Origin of the sequence: Bacillus sp. AY2-1 (genome assembly GCF_008368965.1) — a bacterium.
Classification (GTDB): Bacteria; Bacillota; Bacilli; order Bacillales; family Bacillaceae_G; genus Bacillus_A; species Bacillus_A thuringiensis_S.
Genome location: NZ_QPEL01000102.1, coordinates 1 through 18,258 on the forward strand (window position 1 = coordinate 1; position 18,258 = coordinate 18,258).

The window sequence follows — 18,258 nt, forward strand, 5'->3', positions numbered from 1 at the left end:
GTTTTAAACAATATGTATTTTGGAGGAGGTTAATTTGATTTTTTCAAAACTCATTGATCGGTACGCCTTATATGATTTACATAAAAAAAGAAGTGTAGCATTTCAGTTTACTTCCCTTTCTAACACTTCATTAAATATAAAGAACATAGAATCTTTTTATAAAGTACAACCATCACATTTTCATTTTGACATTAAGCATTCAAAGCAGGAAAATGAATACATGGTTGGGCAATTCAACTATAAAAGTTCGGTTCAATCCGGTGATTCACGCAACGACTCTGTAACTGGGGAATTATTCTTACATAAAAATGAAAATGCACCTCATGTTATCTTTGTTCACGGTTGGAGAATGGATTCTAACGAACGTGTGAAAAAAATATTCCACGATCATATGACCAGCCTGAAGTGGAATATGTATTATTTCACTCTACCCTATCATTTTGAAAGAAAACCCGATCAATCCTTATTCAGTGGAGAGTATATGGTAAGTGCAAATATTGAACGAACATTACAAGCAACTAGACAAGCGGTAGCTGACTTACGAGCTTTGATTAAATGGATTAAAGCAAATAAAAATGGGCCCCTGATTCTAATAGGAATTAGTTTAGGCGGATTTATTACTAACTTAACCTCTCTTGTTGAAGAAGAAATTGATGTGTTAGCATCCATTTTCTATGCAAATCGACTTTCTTATTCTATTTGGAATACAACTCCAGGTAAATTTATTAGAGAAGACTTGGAACATCATGGTGTTACGTATGATGATTTAATAGATTATTGGAAAATCACTGAACCGAGTCAAGCATTGCCAAAAGTAAAAAAAGAAAATATTTTATTAATTTCAGGTAAGCATGATCTATATGTGCATTCTGAGGATACAGACTACTTGTGGGAATCTTGGGAAAGACCTCCACGATATATTTATAAATGTGGGCATGCCGGGATCGTTCTTAAACGTAAAAAAATTGCAACTGATACTATTGATTTTATTCAAAATCGATTGAACTCCCCGCACTTATCCAATGTCGTGCCTTAAATCGCGAGATTACTAAGTACAAAATCTTATACTTATATTGTTATATTTTTTACTAGTCACCTTTGTAAATCTTCGCCCCTAGCCTTACACGATTGAAAATGAAATAAAATAAATAACTAAGGAACTAATTTACCATATGGAAAAGCATTGCTCAACATTTTCACTAGTAGTCCCTGTATATGTAATATTACATATAAAAATCTTTATGTATTCCGTTATTAATTTAAAAGGAAATTATTCATCCATTAATCTATACCATCCGTATTTGCAGTTAAGGATACCCTAATTACATATGAAAAAGAGAGAAGAACATTGGTTAGTTCTTCTCTCTTTGTTTATTTTTAAGATAACTATCTATAAAATTTTGCTTTTCATAATTCTTCATGAGTCTAGAAAAGAATCTAATCCTTTTCTAGACTCAAAAAGAAATTTTTCTAATGTACATAATTACAACGACATTAAACCACTTTGCTCTTAAATCCAATACTTGTATTATTAATTGCATGAAAGTCCTTCTTGAGAAAGGTTTTAATTCCTGAATATTCTGTTGACCGTTATAACATATCCAATTTACAATTTAATTGTGGTGTTCTTTCACAATTAAACTACTTAGAATACACTTCATTTATTTGAAAACAATTACAAATAGAGGTGCTAAAATGAAAACTAGAGTAAATCCAGAATTATTACAAGGGTTAGAGATGTTTCCGGATCTCGATTTACGCCCGGAAAACTTGCAATCAATCAGAGAAGGGATAGCTCAAATGAGACCACCTACCGTTGTTGATGACTCCCTTTCGTTAACAGATAAAGTCATTGTTGGACCTGATGATAATCCGTTACCATTAAGAATTTATCGTCCAAAATCAAATCATGAATCTTTACCTGTCTTATTATGGATACATGGTGGTGGTTATATCTTAGGTTCTATAGATGATAACGATGATACTTGTATGAGGTTTGCAAAAGAAGCTGGCTGTGTGGTTGTATCTGTAGACTACCGCTTAGCACCTGAACACCCTTACCCAGCACCAATTGAGGATTGTTATTCAGCTTTAAAATGGATTGCTGATAATGCAAAGTCATTAAACATTGATTCAAATCGTATTGGGGTTGCAGGAGTAAGTGCCGGCGGTGGACTAACAGCAGCATTATCATTATTAGCCCGAGATCGAAAATATCCTTCAATTTGTTTACAAATGCCACTATATCCAATGATTGATGACAGAAATGATACACCTTCAGCGAATGAAATTAAAGAGGGATTTGTTTGGAATCAAAAGGCAAATGAAGCTGGCTGGAAAATGTATTTAGGAGAAATGTATGGAACGGATCAAATCCCTGCCTATGCAGCACCTTCTCGAGCTGAGGATTATAGTGACTTACCGTATACTTACACATTTGTTGGTCAATTAGATCCATTCCGCAGCGAAACATTAACCTATGTAAGCAAACTAGCGCAAGCTGGTGTTGATGTGGAGTTTCATTTATATCCAAATGCCTATCACTGGTTTGAAGGGTTAAATCCAAATGCCGATGTATCTATTTATGCTGTGAACGAAATAGTACAAGCAATAAAGACTGGTTTCAAACGAGTATCCAAGGTTGAGGCTTAATCCCATTACAAGATAAATACTTATAAATAGTATATATGTTATCATTTAAACATAATAGCCGATTCTAAATGAGAATCGGCTATTAATATGTAAAATCCGCCTAATATATCAAGGTTGAGAAACAGATATAAGATGTTTAGGCGATGTGTTTATTTCCTCTGCCAATGCTTTTATGTTCATCATGATTTGAAGTATTTCTTCTTTTGTTGTCCTTGGGTTGATAGAGCAAAGTCGAATTACTACTTTTTCTTTTAATTTAGTAGTACTTAGCATAGCAAATCCTCTTTGATTAATTTCTTCCACCAATTTTTTGTTTATTTCATGAATTGTATCTGTAGATGTTAGCTCACATGGAATATAACGAAAAGTAACAATTCCTAATTGGGCGGGTGTTACTACTTCCCAATCTTTTTCTTTCCTTAAAAACTCTTCAACTTGTTCAGCTAGCATAATGCCATGATCAATTGCCTCACGAAAAGCTGTAACTCCGAATGCTTTAAAAGAAAGCCATACCTTTAATGCTCTAAATCTACGAGAAAGTTCAATTCCACGCTCCCCAAAATTCACTTTTTCTTCTATATTAGTTTCTGTATCCTTAATATACTCTGGGATCATACGGAATGTTTCACTTAAATATTGGCTATTTCGAATGAGTACACAACCAACATCATAAGGCTGAAAAAGCCATTTGTGCGGGTCTAACGTTAAAGAATCGGCACGATGAATTCCACTTAATAACTCCCTTCCTTTTTCACTGAGAATTGCTGCAGCCCCATAAGCTCCATCCACGTGTAGCCATATATCTTCATCATTACAAAGATCAGCCAATTCGTTGAGGGAATCAACCGCTCCGCAATTCGTTGTCCCTGCATTAGCAATAACACAGAATGGTTTTTTCCCTTTTAGTCGATCTTCTTTTATTTGCTTTCTTAAAGTACTAACTGAAATTTTTAAATCTTCATCTGTCTCAATTCGGCAAATTTGATGCTGTTTAAAACCTAATACTTTAAGTGCTCGATCTACAGAAAAATGAGTTTGGTTAGAAAAATAAACAATCGCATTTTCTATGTCATTATTCAGCTTGACCTGTCTCGCTACAGTAAGTGCAGTCAAATTAGCCATGGAACCGCCACTGACAAATAGGCCCTCAGCTGAATCAGGGAATCCTAGCATTGATTTTAACCAGTTAATTGTCGTTAATTCAATTTGTTCAGCACCTGCACCTACTATCCAAGCTGTAGGAAATACATTAAACCCACTTGCTAAAAAATCTGCTAATACACCAACATAATTGTTAGGACCTGGAACAAAAGCCATAAAATGAGGATGATCCACATGAGTAATTTGATTAAACACATTGTTATTAAGAAAATGAAGTAATTCTTTTGGATTAGATCCGTTTTCCGGAATCGTTTCAATTAGCTTGTCTCTAAAAATATTACTATCAATCGTTTCTGAAACTGGTTTACTTTTTAAATGATTCATATGATCAACAATCAAGTCAACCGCTTGATATCCTAACTGACGCATCTCTTCGGCTGATAGCTGCAAGTTTTTTGTCATTTGATTTACCCCTATTCTATTTAAAAAGGCGAGTCCTTGCTCGCCTTTTCATTTTTTATAATTTGTAATCATCGATTGTCTGTATTGGATTTTGAAGAATCATGTTGATTAAGCAATGGATGTGATTTAATATTTCCTGTATTTTCTTCGCTTCATATAAAGTTTGATCATATCCAAACTTTATTATAAGTTTTTCTTCAGGGAAGCACATAATTCCATACTTTACATGTGGCTCATCAACAACTTCGTAATCCGTGATGGCAAAATGTCTGTTTTCATTTGAAGAAAAGATTGCTGGATTAGTTGGATAGTTTTCAAAAACCCAAAGATGGTCAGTCAACTCAGTTTTTAATTCACTTTGCTTTTGTATATCAACAAATGAATAGTATGCATACTCATTACATTTTAATGTTTCTAGTTGAACTTTTTGCAGGAAGTCCACAAAAGACTGCGTTTCTGTCCATGCTAATCGGATAGGCAAAACATTTGTGAATAGACCGAACATACTTTCAATTCCTTCTACTTCGGGAGGTCTGACTGATACGAGATTAGGCAATACTACTTCTCTCGTTCCGTTGAATTTGCCAAGTAATATTCCCCATACAGCTAGTAGTGCTGTATTCATAGTTATATTGTTTTTAGTTACAAATGTCTGTAACTGATTAGTCAAATCCTTGTCTAATATTAAATCCATAAAAGTGAAGTTTAACCCTTCACTTTTAGATGGGACTTTCTTTTTAGGAATACTAATTTTCTGATTGTATCCTGATAAATAATCCCTCCAAAAATGACGTGCTTTCTCATGATCTTGTACCAAAGTCCAGTCTATGAATGTTTCAAAAGGTTTTACTATAGGTAACCCCGCCGTAGTTCCCGCATTTGTTGTTTCATAGAGCTGGAATAATTCGTCTATCAAAATGCTGACGCTCCAACCATCACATAATAGATGATGGGAACTCCAAATTACCTTATGCTCGTTATTACCTAGTTGGAATATACAGAGACGTGTCATAAGTTCATCATTTTTAAATCCTCGACTTAAATTTTCATTCATCCACTGTTTTAGGAATTCTTGCTGTTCTTGTTTCGTCATCTCAATCAAGTTTTTTATTTCTGAATTTATTTGAACATCATATAGAACAGCTTGCCAAGGTTTTGCTTGTTCATCTTGCACAATTATTGTTCTTAAAGAATCATGACGATCAACTAATTGTTGGAAACACTGAATAAAGAGTTTAATATCCAACTCCCCCTCAAGTGCCCAAATTGTTTGTTCAAAATATGCATTTGTATCAGGTTCATTCGTAGCATGTTCATAAATAACTTCTTGGAAAGGTGCTAACGGGTAAATACGTTCTATTTTTATATCCGGCATTTTTTCTTGTATTTTGGTAAGTGTTTGTTGATTAAGTTGTTTATCTTTAATATTTAGTAATGTAGCTTTATTATCGTTCATTATGTTTACATTATTTGTTTGTGAACTTGAAAAATGGTCTAGCTTTTTAACAAATTGAACCATGTCCCTTAATATAGGAAATGAAAATAGATTTTTTGGTTCAAGCTCAAATCCTTGTCGATACAATCTGACGGACACTTGAATCGCTTTTATCGAATCTCCACCTAAGGCGAAGAAATGATCATTTACTCCAACTTGATCTATTTTGAGTACTTCTTGCCAAATACTAGTTAATATTTTTTCCATTTCAGTTTTTGGAGCAATAAATACTTCATTTGTTTGTTTCTCGGGAGTAGGGAGCGCTTTTCTATCTAATTTACCGTTTGGAGTCAAGGGTAATTGGTCCAAATAAACAAAATAAGAAGGAATCATGTAATCTGGCAAGTGATCTCGCAAATGCTTTCGTAGTTCTGTTGTACTAATATTTTGCTCAGTTACCACATATGCAACTAAAAATTTTATTCCGTTCTCATCTGTTTGATCAATTACGACAGCATGTTCGACTTGTTTATAAGTTAGAAGACAATGAGCGATTTCTTCTAACTCTACTCGATACCCTTGAATTTTTACTTGGTAATCTTGGCGGCCTAAAAATTCAATATATCCCTCAGAATGCATTTTTCCACAATCTCCTGTTTTGTATATAAGACCAAAATCAGGATGTGACACAAACGCTTCATTTGTTTTCTTTTCATCATTTAAATATCCTTTAGCAAGGCCCACTCCCCCGATATATAAATCTCCAATTACACCAACAGGGCACATTTTCTTTTCATAGTTCAACACATAATACGTTTGGTTTGCCAAGGGCATCCCGTATGGAATACTATTCCAATGTGATTCCACCTGTTTGACCGGATAATAAATTGACCAAATCGATGCTTCTGTTGCCCCTCCTAGTGAAACTACTTCTGCAATCGGAAAATGTCGTTTTATTTTTTCTGGTAAAGAAAGCGGAATCCAATCTCCACTATGTAAAACTAAACGTAAAGAAGAATGTTCAAAATGAGAACCTACTTGATCCAATGCCAAATCCATGATTGCAGGCACTGTATTCCAAATTGTAATCCCTCTACGTTCGACAGTGCGGATTAATTCTTGCATGTCTCTCGGATCACGAATCATTACTAACATTGCACCTGTGCTTAAAGCTCCGAAAATATCGTATACAGATAGGTCAAAACACATGGAAGAGATACTAATAATACGATCATCTTCATTTACCTCATATTTTTGATTTATGTCTTGAATCGTATTTGTAACCGCTTGGTGAGTAATAATTACTCCTTTTGGTTTTCCTGTACTTCCTGAAGTGTATATAATATAGGCAATATCTTCTGGACCAGCAATAGCGGGCATGTCTTCTGTTGTATAAAATGACAAATCATTTTCTTCATAAAGACTAGGTTCTAATAAAAGCTTGCATGAGCTATTTTTTAAAATATATGTTTGGCGATCTAAAGGATGATCGGGATCAATCGGAACATAAGCAGCACCTGCTTTTAAAATACCTAGCATATTAACAATTGTGTCAACTCGTCTTTTGGCTAAAAGACCCACTTTGTCACCAAGACCAATGCCCTGCTCTTTTAAGAAGTGGGCAATTTGATTGGAGCGTTTATGAAGTTCCGAGTATGTTAACCATTTTTGCTCAAATACCACCGCTACTTCATTCGGTGTACGTTTTACTTGGTCTGTAAATAATTGATACAGAGTAGTTGAAGGTATTTTTTCTGTTGTTTCATTATATTGTTCAATTAAAGTTTGATCCGACTCTTTCATCTGCAAAGATGTTATATCGCTTTGTTTCACCAATTGTTCCAATAAGTCAACAAATTGGGAAAACATTGCTTCTATCACATCAATATCAAACAACTCTTCAACATAATTCCAGCTAATTAATAACTCACCATTTTTTTCAATTACTACATTATCCAAATACACTTGTGGAGTCCGAGCATGAATATAGCGAAGAGAACCAAGTTGTTCCCAAGAGAAAGCACCTGCACCTGCTAACATCGAGGTGAAAACGATTGGCATAACTGCTTTTGGTGTCATTTGATGATATCGAGTAAAATCTCGAATAAAGTTAACTCCATCGTAATGACGATGTTCAAGGCCATCTAATAAAGTAGATTGCGTTTCTTTTACTCTAGTAAAGAAAGTTTGCTCTGGTTTTACATCAACATCCAATAAAATAAGCGATGTGAAATCTCCAACAATCTGTTCTACTTCATCATGAACAGGATAACGGTTAAATACAGTCAAGTTAATTGCTAATCGACGTTGATTACTCCAATATGCCAACACATCACCATATATTGTACAAAGTAGAGCGGAAGGAGTTACCTCTTTCTCTTGTGCTAACTTTCTTAGCTTTGTCCATTTTTTATTATCCAGGATTTTTGTAAGTGATTGGAATTTAGGAGTAGCAATCTCTGCTGGATCCTTTTTTAACAGCAAAGAAGGTGCAAACGGAAAGTCAGGAAGCTTACTTGTCCAATAATCTTTTGCTGTTTTATATTCTTCGCTTTGTTCCATTTCATCATAGATAAACATATAATCTTGAAAATCAAAAGATAAAGATTCTAATTTTTGATTTGGTTTATAATAATAATGCAACAAATCCTGTCCAACAATGTTCATGCTTGCTCCGTCCATTAACAAAGCATCGTATCGAAAACATAATAAATACGTGTCTTCTTTTAAAAGAAAAGCTTTCAATTCAAACAAAGGCCATTGCCCCAAAGGGAATACATGGTTAGTCATTCGAGAACGCTCTTCTTGTAAGCGAGCATGTTGATTCCTATCATCTAAATCTATGAGACTCTCTATTTCAATCTCGTAATCAGGAACGCTTTGTAATATTTGCTGTTTTCCCTCTGGTAAAATTACAGCTCGCAACATTGGATGACGATGGATCACCTTTTGAAAACTTTTTGAAAGACGATTGATATCCAATGCTGTTTCATATTCAAAATATGTTTGAGGGGAAATACCACTTAATTCAAACTGTGAATTCCTTCCTAACATATACGCTGTCTGAACTTCTGTTAAGGAGAATGGATTAGACAAATCTTTAACATGAGTTGGTTTACTTTCAAAGTTTTCTTCTTTATGCTCTAACTTTACACAAGAACTCAGTTGAGCGATTGTAGGGTGCTTAAAAAAATCTGTTGTACTTATTTTTAAGCAGTCTTTTCTTAATAAATTAATTACCTGAAGTGCTTTAATGGATTCTCCTTTTAATGCAAAAAAATTATCATGAATACCGATTCCCTCAATCTCCATAACTTTTTCCCACGCACGCACCAATTTTTGTTCAATTTCATTGCGCGGGGCAACGTATGGAATTGATACATAATCCGTTTGGGTTATATCCAATAACCTTTTTCTATCCACTTTTCCATTTGGATTCAATGGAATCTCTTCTACCTGAATCATTTTTTCAGGAATCATAAACTCAGGTAATTTATCACTTAAATATTTTCTGATTTCACCAAAAGACACCTTGTTATCCGATACATAGTAGGCAGCTAATAATTTCCTATTTCCATACACTTGATCAACAACGATAGCCTGGTTTATTTCTGGATATTCCCTTAATTGAGTTTCGATTTCTCTTAATTCAATCCGATACCCTCGAATTTTCACTTGATGATCCATTCGACCTAAATACTCAAGTTCTCCATTAGGCAACCAACGAACGAGATCACCTGTATGATACATCATTTCCCCTGCCGCAAAAGGACTCTGTACAAATTTTTCATCTGTCAGTTTACTTTTACCAAGATACCCTCGTGCTACCGCTACTCCAGCAATGCAGAGTTCACCGGGAATTCCAAATGGTTTTAATTGGCCATACTTATTCAATATATAGGAATGATAATTCGGATTTGGTTTGCCGATCGTAACTTCTTTGGAAGTGCTCAAGTCTTTTACTGTTGCGCAAATGGTTGTTTCTGTGGGACCATAAATATTTAAAATTGTTGCTTCACTGATACAACGAATTTTTTCAACCAAATCAATGGAAAATGCTTCTCCTGCTAATAAAATAGATTTTAAATCTTTTAGAAAATTTGCCCCTTCTGGATCACTCAAAATCACTTCCATTCGCGATGGCGTTGATTCCCATAAATCCACCTTATGTTTTTTGACCAAATGAGCCAATTCTTTTGTTGCAAACTGTTCCTCTGTAGCAATTACTACTTTTGAACCTTGCGTTAAAGGAAGACATATTTCTAACAAGGAAATATCAAAAGATACACTAGCAAGAAACAAGAATGATTGATTAGCTTTTACTTTTTCTCTCATTACATTTAAAAAATGAACTAGCGATTTTTGTTCTATCATTACCCCTTTTGGATTTCCTGTCGATCCTGATGTGTAAATAACATAAGCCAAATCATTAGGATTATGTTCTCGTACTAAATTACTTTCTTCACCTTGGAAAAGATATTCTTTATCAAGATACAGTACTTCACCCGCAAATTGCGGCAATACTTGCTCTGTTCGCTTACTAAGTAAATATTTTGCTTGACTATCTTGTAACATATATTCAATTCGTTCAGTTGGGTAGTTAGGGTCGATTGGTAAATACGCTGCTCCTGCTTTTAAAATCCCCATCATACCAATAATCATTTCTAATGACCGATCTACCATAACGCCAATAATACTTTCTTTTGAAACACCTTTACTTTGAAGAATAGAAGCCAATTGATTCGCTTTCTTATTCAATTCTCTATATGTCAAAGATTGATCATTACAAACAACAGCAATTTGATCTGGAGTTTTTAATACTTGCGCTTCAAACAAATCTTGAAATGATTGAAACAAGTCTATGCCCGTTTGAAAAGTATTCAATCCTTCTAACAACTCTTTTTCTTCTTCTGCAATAATACAAATATCTTTCAATGCCAAATTCGGATTTTGTGAAACTTGCTTTAAAACATAACAATACGAATTGGCAAACTGTTGCAAAGAAGAGAATGAACGGGACTTACAAGAAATTTGAAATTCAAATTCATTATGTATTTCATTCCATTTTCTTCGTATCCATAGGGCTAAATTATTCTCTGCGTATTCTTCTAGCGAATTTTCATTATGTAATCCTTCCATCCCGATTACAATTTGAAAAGGAGTTAAATTGTGTTTAACTAATAATTCAGAGAGCGGATACTCCTGATTTTCATACCCGAATAAAGTCGTTTGTTCAATCTCATTTACTAATTGTTTAAAGGTGTGATGCGGATGGATTTCACTTCCTAAAGGAATCAACTTATTAAGATTCTCACTTTGTTCAAGATTCTTTTCAATTATAGGAATACCAATAGTAATTCTTTCTTGATCTGTATAATGTGCCAAACAAACCCTTAAAGCGGCGTGAAACCAGCTAAATAATAATAAATCTTGAGACTTACTTATTTTTTGTATACTTTTACTAAATTCTACATTCACTATGACTTGAACGTACTCACAAGGTGTTTCTTTATTTAGTTGGTAATCGCTATTAAATTTAAATACAGAAAAATCGAGAATCTCGGAAGATAATTGCTCCTTCCAAAACGCTTCTACTTCTTTATTTTCATGAATTGAACTTCGATCTTTAATGTGCATTTTTATCTTTATCCCCCTAATATTCATTTCTTCTACTCGTTAATTTTTAAGCCAACTTCAAGCCCATGGAGAAACACTTGATGATTATCCAAACATAAAAATTGCTGAATATCTTCAAATTTCATATGACCAACTGAACAAACCCCTAAATTTAATGTTTCAGCAACCATATTTAAGGTAGCAGTGATAATGCCTGACTCAATACAAGCAAATAAATATCCATCTGAACCGTATTTCGGGATGGAAGCGTTCGCATTATAAACCAAATAAACTGAGAAGGCAGATTGAGTAAATAAATCCTGATTAATTAACTCATGATCACTTTTGATTACTTGATCAATGCTGTTTACAATCACAAGACTATTTTTTGATGGGTTATAATAATAAAATCCAGCTTTCATACCCTCTATACGTTTTGGTTTTACATAAACAAAGATATCAATGGGATAGAGCCCGCCTGCACTTGCGTAATGATAGTATATTTTTTCTTCCCTAACCTGTTTTAGAGTTGATAAGAATCGGGAAAATTCCGAAAAACTTATATGTTTTTCCATATCAAATTGACGACAAGATCTACGTTCCTTAATTATAGTAGGTAGCTCATTTGTTGTTTCAAGTTGAATTTCGGTCGACCGTGCAGCAACGTGCGTGCGATTTAATTGTTCACTCATATACTTATCTAACTTCTCTTTAGAAAAGCGAATCTGGTTGCTATATGGATTTGAAAAAATCTTTTCTTGTGAAGAAAATACTTCTCTTGGGTGTAATATGTTACTTACTAACACACGATTTTTTATCATGAGCTCTATGTTTTTTTGTGTCTCTTCTACATTTCCTAATGAAAAGCGCTCTACTAGTTCACTGATTTTCACACCTTTTTGAGCCATAAAATAAAGATCAGGAAACCACTCAGACAGAATACCTGTAAATCTCATTTCCCCTATCAAAACTTCATTATGCAACTTCTCCCAATGCTTAATCGGAGACCAGTAATAAATTTTCTCGCTCATATAACCCTCCATAAACGTTTAACTTATTTTTGAAATGCAATTTTCTAATCTTCAAAAATTTTTTCAGATTCTGTTCCTTGTCTCATAGTGATTATAAATACATGCACTTTAACGAAACTTGAAAATAATGAAATAACTTTTTCTTCATTAAAATTTTTTATTTCATCATAAAAAATGATTTTTTTTTGGATATTTCACATCCTTTCCCATAGTAATCCTATAAGGTATAAACCATTTATAACATTGAGAATATTCATGTATTTCCAATGTGAAATTATTGTAATGGATTGGAGAGCGGTTGAATATAGTTATTAAATCAAATAATGTTGAGAAAGTTTTATTTATTATATCGATAAAATTTTATGATGTAATTTATTACAAATAGATTAAGAAAAGAGTTTTAAATTTTTCTTAATCAGTTAGTGTGAAAATATCACATACTATTACATACAATCGAGTTACTTACATTTCATATTCAAAATAGAGAAAAGACACCTTGAATGGTGTCTTTTCTCTATTTTAATTCCATATACTTTTTATGTCTTTGTTATTTTTAAACGATTTGTAGGAATTAATACAACTCGAACATCTAGTTCGTTATATGTTCGAATATATAATAAACATTATCTGAATTACGAATGTATTTCAGATAATTTTATAAATAAACTCAAAGATATCTTCTTCTCCTACTGCCACAAAAGAAATAATCTATTGCTTATTTCTTTTATTAAATTGTAATATAATTACAGTATGTGAAATTATATTACATTAACTTTAAAAACGAAGTGAGAATAATCTTCACTTCGCTTTTTTCATTTGCAATCCTTATTAAATTTGCTCAATGCAGTATTTATTTCCACATTCTTCGCTTTTATTTAATCGGTTTCTCTGTTTTTAAGACAAATGAACTTAATGCAGGAACTTTAATTTTATTGTCATGGACAACATAAAGTGGTTTACTTCCCGCCTGCTTCCCGTCTACTAGTACTTTCCAAGGCCCTTTCGATGGAAGTGTTATTTCAACCGCTTCTCTATTTGCATTGTGAGCCACCGTAAAGTATTCATTTTTATTCCCCTCTATTGTATAAGCTACCGTATTTTTCGGGGCACCTATAAATGAAACTTGTGTTTTTATTTGCTCTGCAGATGTCATTCGAAAAGCTGAGTACTTTTTGCGTAATTCTATTAACCCCTTCATATAATCTACTTCATTATTAAACGTTGCACGGCGCAACCAATCCATCTGGTTAATTGAATCTGGAGATTTGTAACTATTATGATCACCATATTTCGTGCGCATAAACTCTTGCCCTGCATGTAAGAATGGAATCCCTTGTGATGTTAATAAAATCGAAGAAGACAATTTGTGCATTTGTTTTCGCACTTCTTCACTATCATCTGGATTAGTTAACTCAAGTTTATCCCATAATGTATGATTGTCATGTGCTTCCACATAAGTTAGCACCTGCTCTGGATCTTGATAGGTAGACAAATTGGTATCATAGTCAATACCTGCTGTAATGCCTTTTTTAATACGATCTTCCATGTTTTGCTTTCCATTTACAAAACCATTTTCTTTCTCCTCAAATACACTACCTTTCAATCCATCACGTATATTATCGTTAAAATGAGCAATCCCTTTCATTTTCTCCGCATTTTTTTGATTTGCTTTCAACTCAGCTGCAAGAGGTGTATTTAAATCCCAGCCTTCTCCATGCAGTATAATAGAAGGGTCAATTTGATTAACAGCTTTACGTATTTCATTCATCGTTTCATAATCATGAATACCCATTAAATCAAAACGGAATCCATCTAAATTGTATTCTTTTGCCCAGTATGCTACAGAATCGATCATAAACTTCCTCATCATTTTTCTTTCTGAAGCAGTATCATTTCCTACACCGGTTCCATTTGCAAATGTTCCATCTTCATTGTAACGATAATAATAACCTGGAACTAACTTATGGAAATTAGATTCAGCAGCATTATACATATGGTTATATACTACATCCATCACCACACGAAGATTATTATCATGCAGTGTTTGAACCATTTGCTTTAATTCAGTTATTCGAACAGTCGGCTCATAAGGATTTGTAGAATAGGAGCCTTCTGGAACATTGAAATTTTTAGGATCATATCCCCAGTTATATTGCGGTTCATTTAAAGTCTCTTCATTTACTGAAGCATAATCAAATATCGGTAAAAACTGAACGTGAGTAACACCAAGATCCTTTATATGATCAAGTCCTGTTTTTACACCTTCTGGCCCTTTTGTTCCTTTTTCTGTTACACCTAAATATTTCCCTCTCTGTTTAATACCACTTTCAGGTTGGATGGAAAGATCGCGTACATGTAATTCATAAATAATAGCATCTTCTGGATTTTTAAATTTTGGCTTTTTGTTTGCTTTCCATTTTTTCGGATTTGTTTCTTCTAAATTAACGACTGCACCTTTATCTCCATTTACAGAAGCAGCACGCACATATGGATCAACCGCTTCAGTCCATGTATCACCAATTTTGACCTTATACGTATAAAAGAGCCCTTTTTGATTCCCCTTTAGTTCTGCTGTCCAAGTTCCCTTTTCACCTTGTTGCATGTTTATTTCAGCACCTATTTTATCGTTCCAGTTTTTATATGTAACTAACTTCGCTTCGCTTGCAGTAGGAGCCCATAAACGGAACTTTGTATGTTGCGCGGTATATGTATTCCCTAAATCGTTACCACTATAATAAAATAAATTATCAAATTCCTCGCTACGAATGACTTTACCAATTTCAGTATTCGTATCAGCTAAGTTTTCTATTTTAACTTTGTATGTTTGTTTTAAATCAATTTTCTGTTCCGTAATTATTTTGACCTTATTAGTAATATCTCCACTATTTATATCATAAGGACTAATATTTTTAATTTTAATGCCTTCAATTTCAATTTTCTTTTCCCTAATATGAAACGGGACATTAGTCGTTACGGTAATTTCATGGAAACTATCAATAGTTGCTTTTTGAATTGAGAGATCTGAAGAAGGCTTAGAGTTATATACTTTTTCATCGCCCGAAAGAATCCATACTTCAGCACGACCGCCCTTTATATTTTCAATCCAACGATCCCCACCATCTTTTTCCCATTCATTTGTTCGAACTATAAATCCTACACGATTATAGTCACCGTCTATTTTTATCTTAGCGTATTTTCCAAATTCATCTTCACCAGTAAATTCATAAGATGTACCATTTGCATTTTCTCCCCATAACCAAAGATTCCAGTCTTTTGTATTTCCAAGCTTCTCTTTGTAATGAATGATAACTTCAGTTGTTTTCGAATTTGAAACTGCCTTCACACCCTGAAAGGAGAAAACAGATGATAACATAACGATTAAAGTAAGTAATAAAACTGTTTTGTTAATTAATCTTTTTATAATTTGCACCACATACACCCTTTCTTCAAATATTACTAGCGATTTATTATGCTTACACTGAATAACACTGCTTAAATTAATCTAGAAATCTCTTTTGCTTCACCTCCATATTGGCTATTTTTACGTATGTATTTCAATGACCTTTTAATACGAAAGCGTTTGCATAAATACTTAAAAAAATAGATTTGTGTATGCCCTCATAAATTTGTAAATGCTAAAAGGTCAGGGAAATCATTTTAAAGCAATCGTTTGTTATCGTTTTCATTTTATAGACTTTCTATCAAGAGGTCAATATATTATTAATTTTCTGTTTTTATATACTTTAAACCTTATTTATTTGTCGCAGCTTCTTACAGATAACGCGCCTAATTATTGCTTAGTCAGTTTATTTTCAACAATACATCGCTACGTAAAAAAGCTAATATCCTTAAAATGATATTAGCTTTTTTCATAATGTATTAATATATGAATGAGAACTATAATTCTAAATTACTTAATTTTTGCTGCATCAAATGCCTTTTGAACTGCTTGAACTTCAGCTGTATTCGCCCCATATTTATTAGTTGCCACTCGAATACATGCTGATTTCAATTCTTTGAAATTAGAAGTCATGTTTAACTCATCAGTATTTGCATAATAGAAAATATCAAACATTTTATCTTCACCAATTCCTTTAACAGTTACTCCGTTATGAGTTCCGCCTTTTGCAATGAGATACGCAACTTTATTAATAATACTTGAATTAAAATGAACACCGCCTTGATCCCATCCATTAAAATCGTTAAATTCACTGTAATCATCTGGATAAGGTACTCCGAGTGAAGATGGAACAGAAGCTGGGTTTTCCATATCACGGAAAACAGATCCCGTTTGTTCTCCCATTGTCCAATTAAAGTTTCCATTATTTACGTATTTCTCAATAGATGTTCCCATAATATCAGATAGCGCCTCATTAATCGCACCGGATTCACCGTAATATTCAAGATTAGATTCACTAGAAGTAACAGCATGTGTAAATTCATGTCCAGCTACGTCATATGCTTTAACAATAGGATCCCCATATACAAGCATACTTCCATTATTAGCACTTAATGCATTCTGCCAATTTTTCGGATCATTCGTCTCTTCAGAATCCCAAGCATGTACAACTGAAACTACCTTTTGTCCCTTATTATCAAAGCTATTACGTTTGTATTTATCTTTATAAAAATCAAATACTTTTGTTGCTAAGTAATGAGCACTTACTGCTTTTGGATCGTTAAATGTTGCCGAAGTACTAGTCGCTAATGTACCAGGATAATAGCTTTCTTCTTTAGTAATATCTCTGTAATTCACATCATATGTTTCAATTCCTTGCCCTCTTGTATAATCAGCAAGAGCATATTTGCCATTACTTTGTTTAGAGATACCAAATGAACGAGAAATACCTAAATCATCTTTTCCTGTTCCAGTTAATGATGTAAGACTGCTTTGTTTACTTTTCTTTAAAGCTCCAACTAGTTTGTCACTAGCTTTTAAGTTAGATTCTTGTACCATATTTTTTAACATATCACCATTTTGTGCATTTACTAAATAAGTACCAGAAACATAGTTTGGTGTTGCAGCTTCAAAGGTAACTTGGTATGCATTTTTAGCTTGTCCATTATTTTCATCAACAAAAATAACCTCTTTAACTTCTGGCTCAGTAATAAACTTGATATCGTTCCCGTACTTCGTATAAATAAATTGTTTTGCTTCATCTTTTGACAGATTAATAGGTTTTTTCAATTCTTCTTGTTTTAGATTTTGCGCGCTATCACCTGAAACACTTTTAATAACACCATTATTATCTACGTGTGCAGTTAATTGATGACCATATACTTCTTTTCCTTCTGCTGCATACGTACAAGTGTAGTTCCATCATACGAACCACATTATTATCTACGTGTGCAGTTAATTGATGACCATATACTTCTTTTCCTTCGTATGTTTGCTGCATACGTACAAGTGTAGTTCCATCATACGAACCACGTTTTTGAAGGACTTTATAATCTACTCCTGCTTCTCCATTGACTTGTTTTTGGGAGAGAGCTTGCTCTGTTTTCTCCTTAAGTGCATCCTTTACTACATTTTCTGGTGTCTTTTGTGACGGTTGTGTCAGTTCACCTGAACGGAACGATTCTTCCTGAATTTGAACTTGTAGTTGATCTGTTTCCTCTGCATGACCTACCCCATATGGTGCCACAGCTGTTAAAGCTAATCCAGTTGTTAATGCTACCTTAGTTAATGTCTTTTTGTTTTTCATTATTTCACCTCGTATAATTTTTGAAATAGAAAGCTTGTACAAAGTATACTGTCTATTTCTGTCGGAAAAAAGAGAAAATACACAATTTATGTAACATTATGCAAAATTACATAAATTGTGGTCAATATTATAAATAATGAACGGAACACATATGTACATTAATTTGAATAAAAGAGAGTCCTTATAGGCGCTCATCCAATTGGTTAGTTATTAATTATCTATATTCATTGTAATAAAAGGATACTTACCTCTAAAT

Annotated in this window: 6 protein-coding genes and 1 pseudogene; 2 read left to right on the top strand and 5 right to left on the bottom strand. The window is 33.4% G+C overall.

Annotated elements, in window-relative coordinates:
• Window positions 1-34: 34 nt before the first annotated feature.
• The gene (locus DN403_RS22300; protein ID WP_149185752.1) at window positions 35-1,036 is read left to right on the top strand and encodes an alpha/beta hydrolase; all 1,002 of its coding nucleotides are present in this window, start codon (window positions 35-37) and stop codon (window positions 1,034-1,036) included.
• Between the two features lie 659 nt (window positions 1,037-1,695).
• Window positions 1,696-2,652, top strand: a complete 957-nt coding sequence (locus DN403_RS22305; protein WP_000857939.1) for an alpha/beta hydrolase — start codon at window positions 1,696-1,698, stop codon at window positions 2,650-2,652.
• 108 nt (window positions 2,653-2,760) lie between these two features.
• Here the strand turns inward: DN403_RS22305 and DN403_RS22310 are convergent, their stop codons facing one another.
• The 5 genes and pseudogenes from DN403_RS22310 to DN403_RS22330 form a co-directional block, all read right to left on the bottom strand.
• Complete coding sequence (locus DN403_RS22310; protein WP_000164810.1) at window positions 2,761-4,215, bottom strand: pyridoxal phosphate-dependent decarboxylase family protein; 1,455 nt, start codon at window positions 4,213-4,215, stop codon at window positions 2,761-2,763.
• Window positions 4,216-4,270: 55 nt separating this feature from the next.
• Entirely contained in the window at window positions 4,271-11,287 is a 7,017-nt protein-coding gene (locus tag DN403_RS22315) for a non-ribosomal peptide synthetase (protein ID WP_142338653.1), read from the bottom strand.
• 32 nt (window positions 11,288-11,319) lie between these two features.
• Window positions 11,320-12,297, bottom strand: a complete 978-nt coding sequence (locus tag DN403_RS22320; protein WP_137073756.1) for a SagB/ThcOx family dehydrogenase — start codon at window positions 12,295-12,297, stop codon at window positions 11,320-11,322.
• 871 nt (window positions 12,298-13,168) lie between these two features.
• Window positions 13,169-15,727 carry a type I pullulanase gene (gene pulA / locus DN403_RS22325; RefSeq protein WP_081143699.1) on the bottom strand — a complete coding sequence of 853 codons (2,559 nt, stop codon included), beginning with the start codon at window positions 15,725-15,727 and terminating at the stop codon, window positions 13,169-13,171.
• A 480-nt stretch (window positions 15,728-16,207) separates the two neighbouring features.
• Window positions 16,208-18,002 (bottom strand): annotated as a pseudogene (locus DN403_RS22330) (M4 family metallopeptidase).
• Window positions 18,003-18,258 lie beyond the last annotated feature (256 nt).

Bases quoted from the DNA above. Each gene is read 5' to 3' on its own strand.
- DN403_RS22305 (WP_000857939.1), top strand. From the start codon at position 1,696: ATGAAAACTAGAGTAAATCCAGAATTATTACAAGGGTTAGAGATGTTT.
- DN403_RS22310 (WP_000164810.1), bottom strand. From the start codon at position 4,215: ATGACAAAAAACTTGCAGCTATCAGCCGAAGAGATGCGTCAGTTAGGA.
- DN403_RS22315 (WP_142338653.1), bottom strand. From the start codon at position 11,287: ATGCACATTAAAGATCGAAGTTCAATTCATGAAAATAAAGAAGTAGAA.
- DN403_RS22320 (WP_137073756.1), bottom strand. From the start codon at position 12,297: ATGAGCGAGAAAATTTATTACTGGTCTCCGATTAAGCATTGGGAGAAG.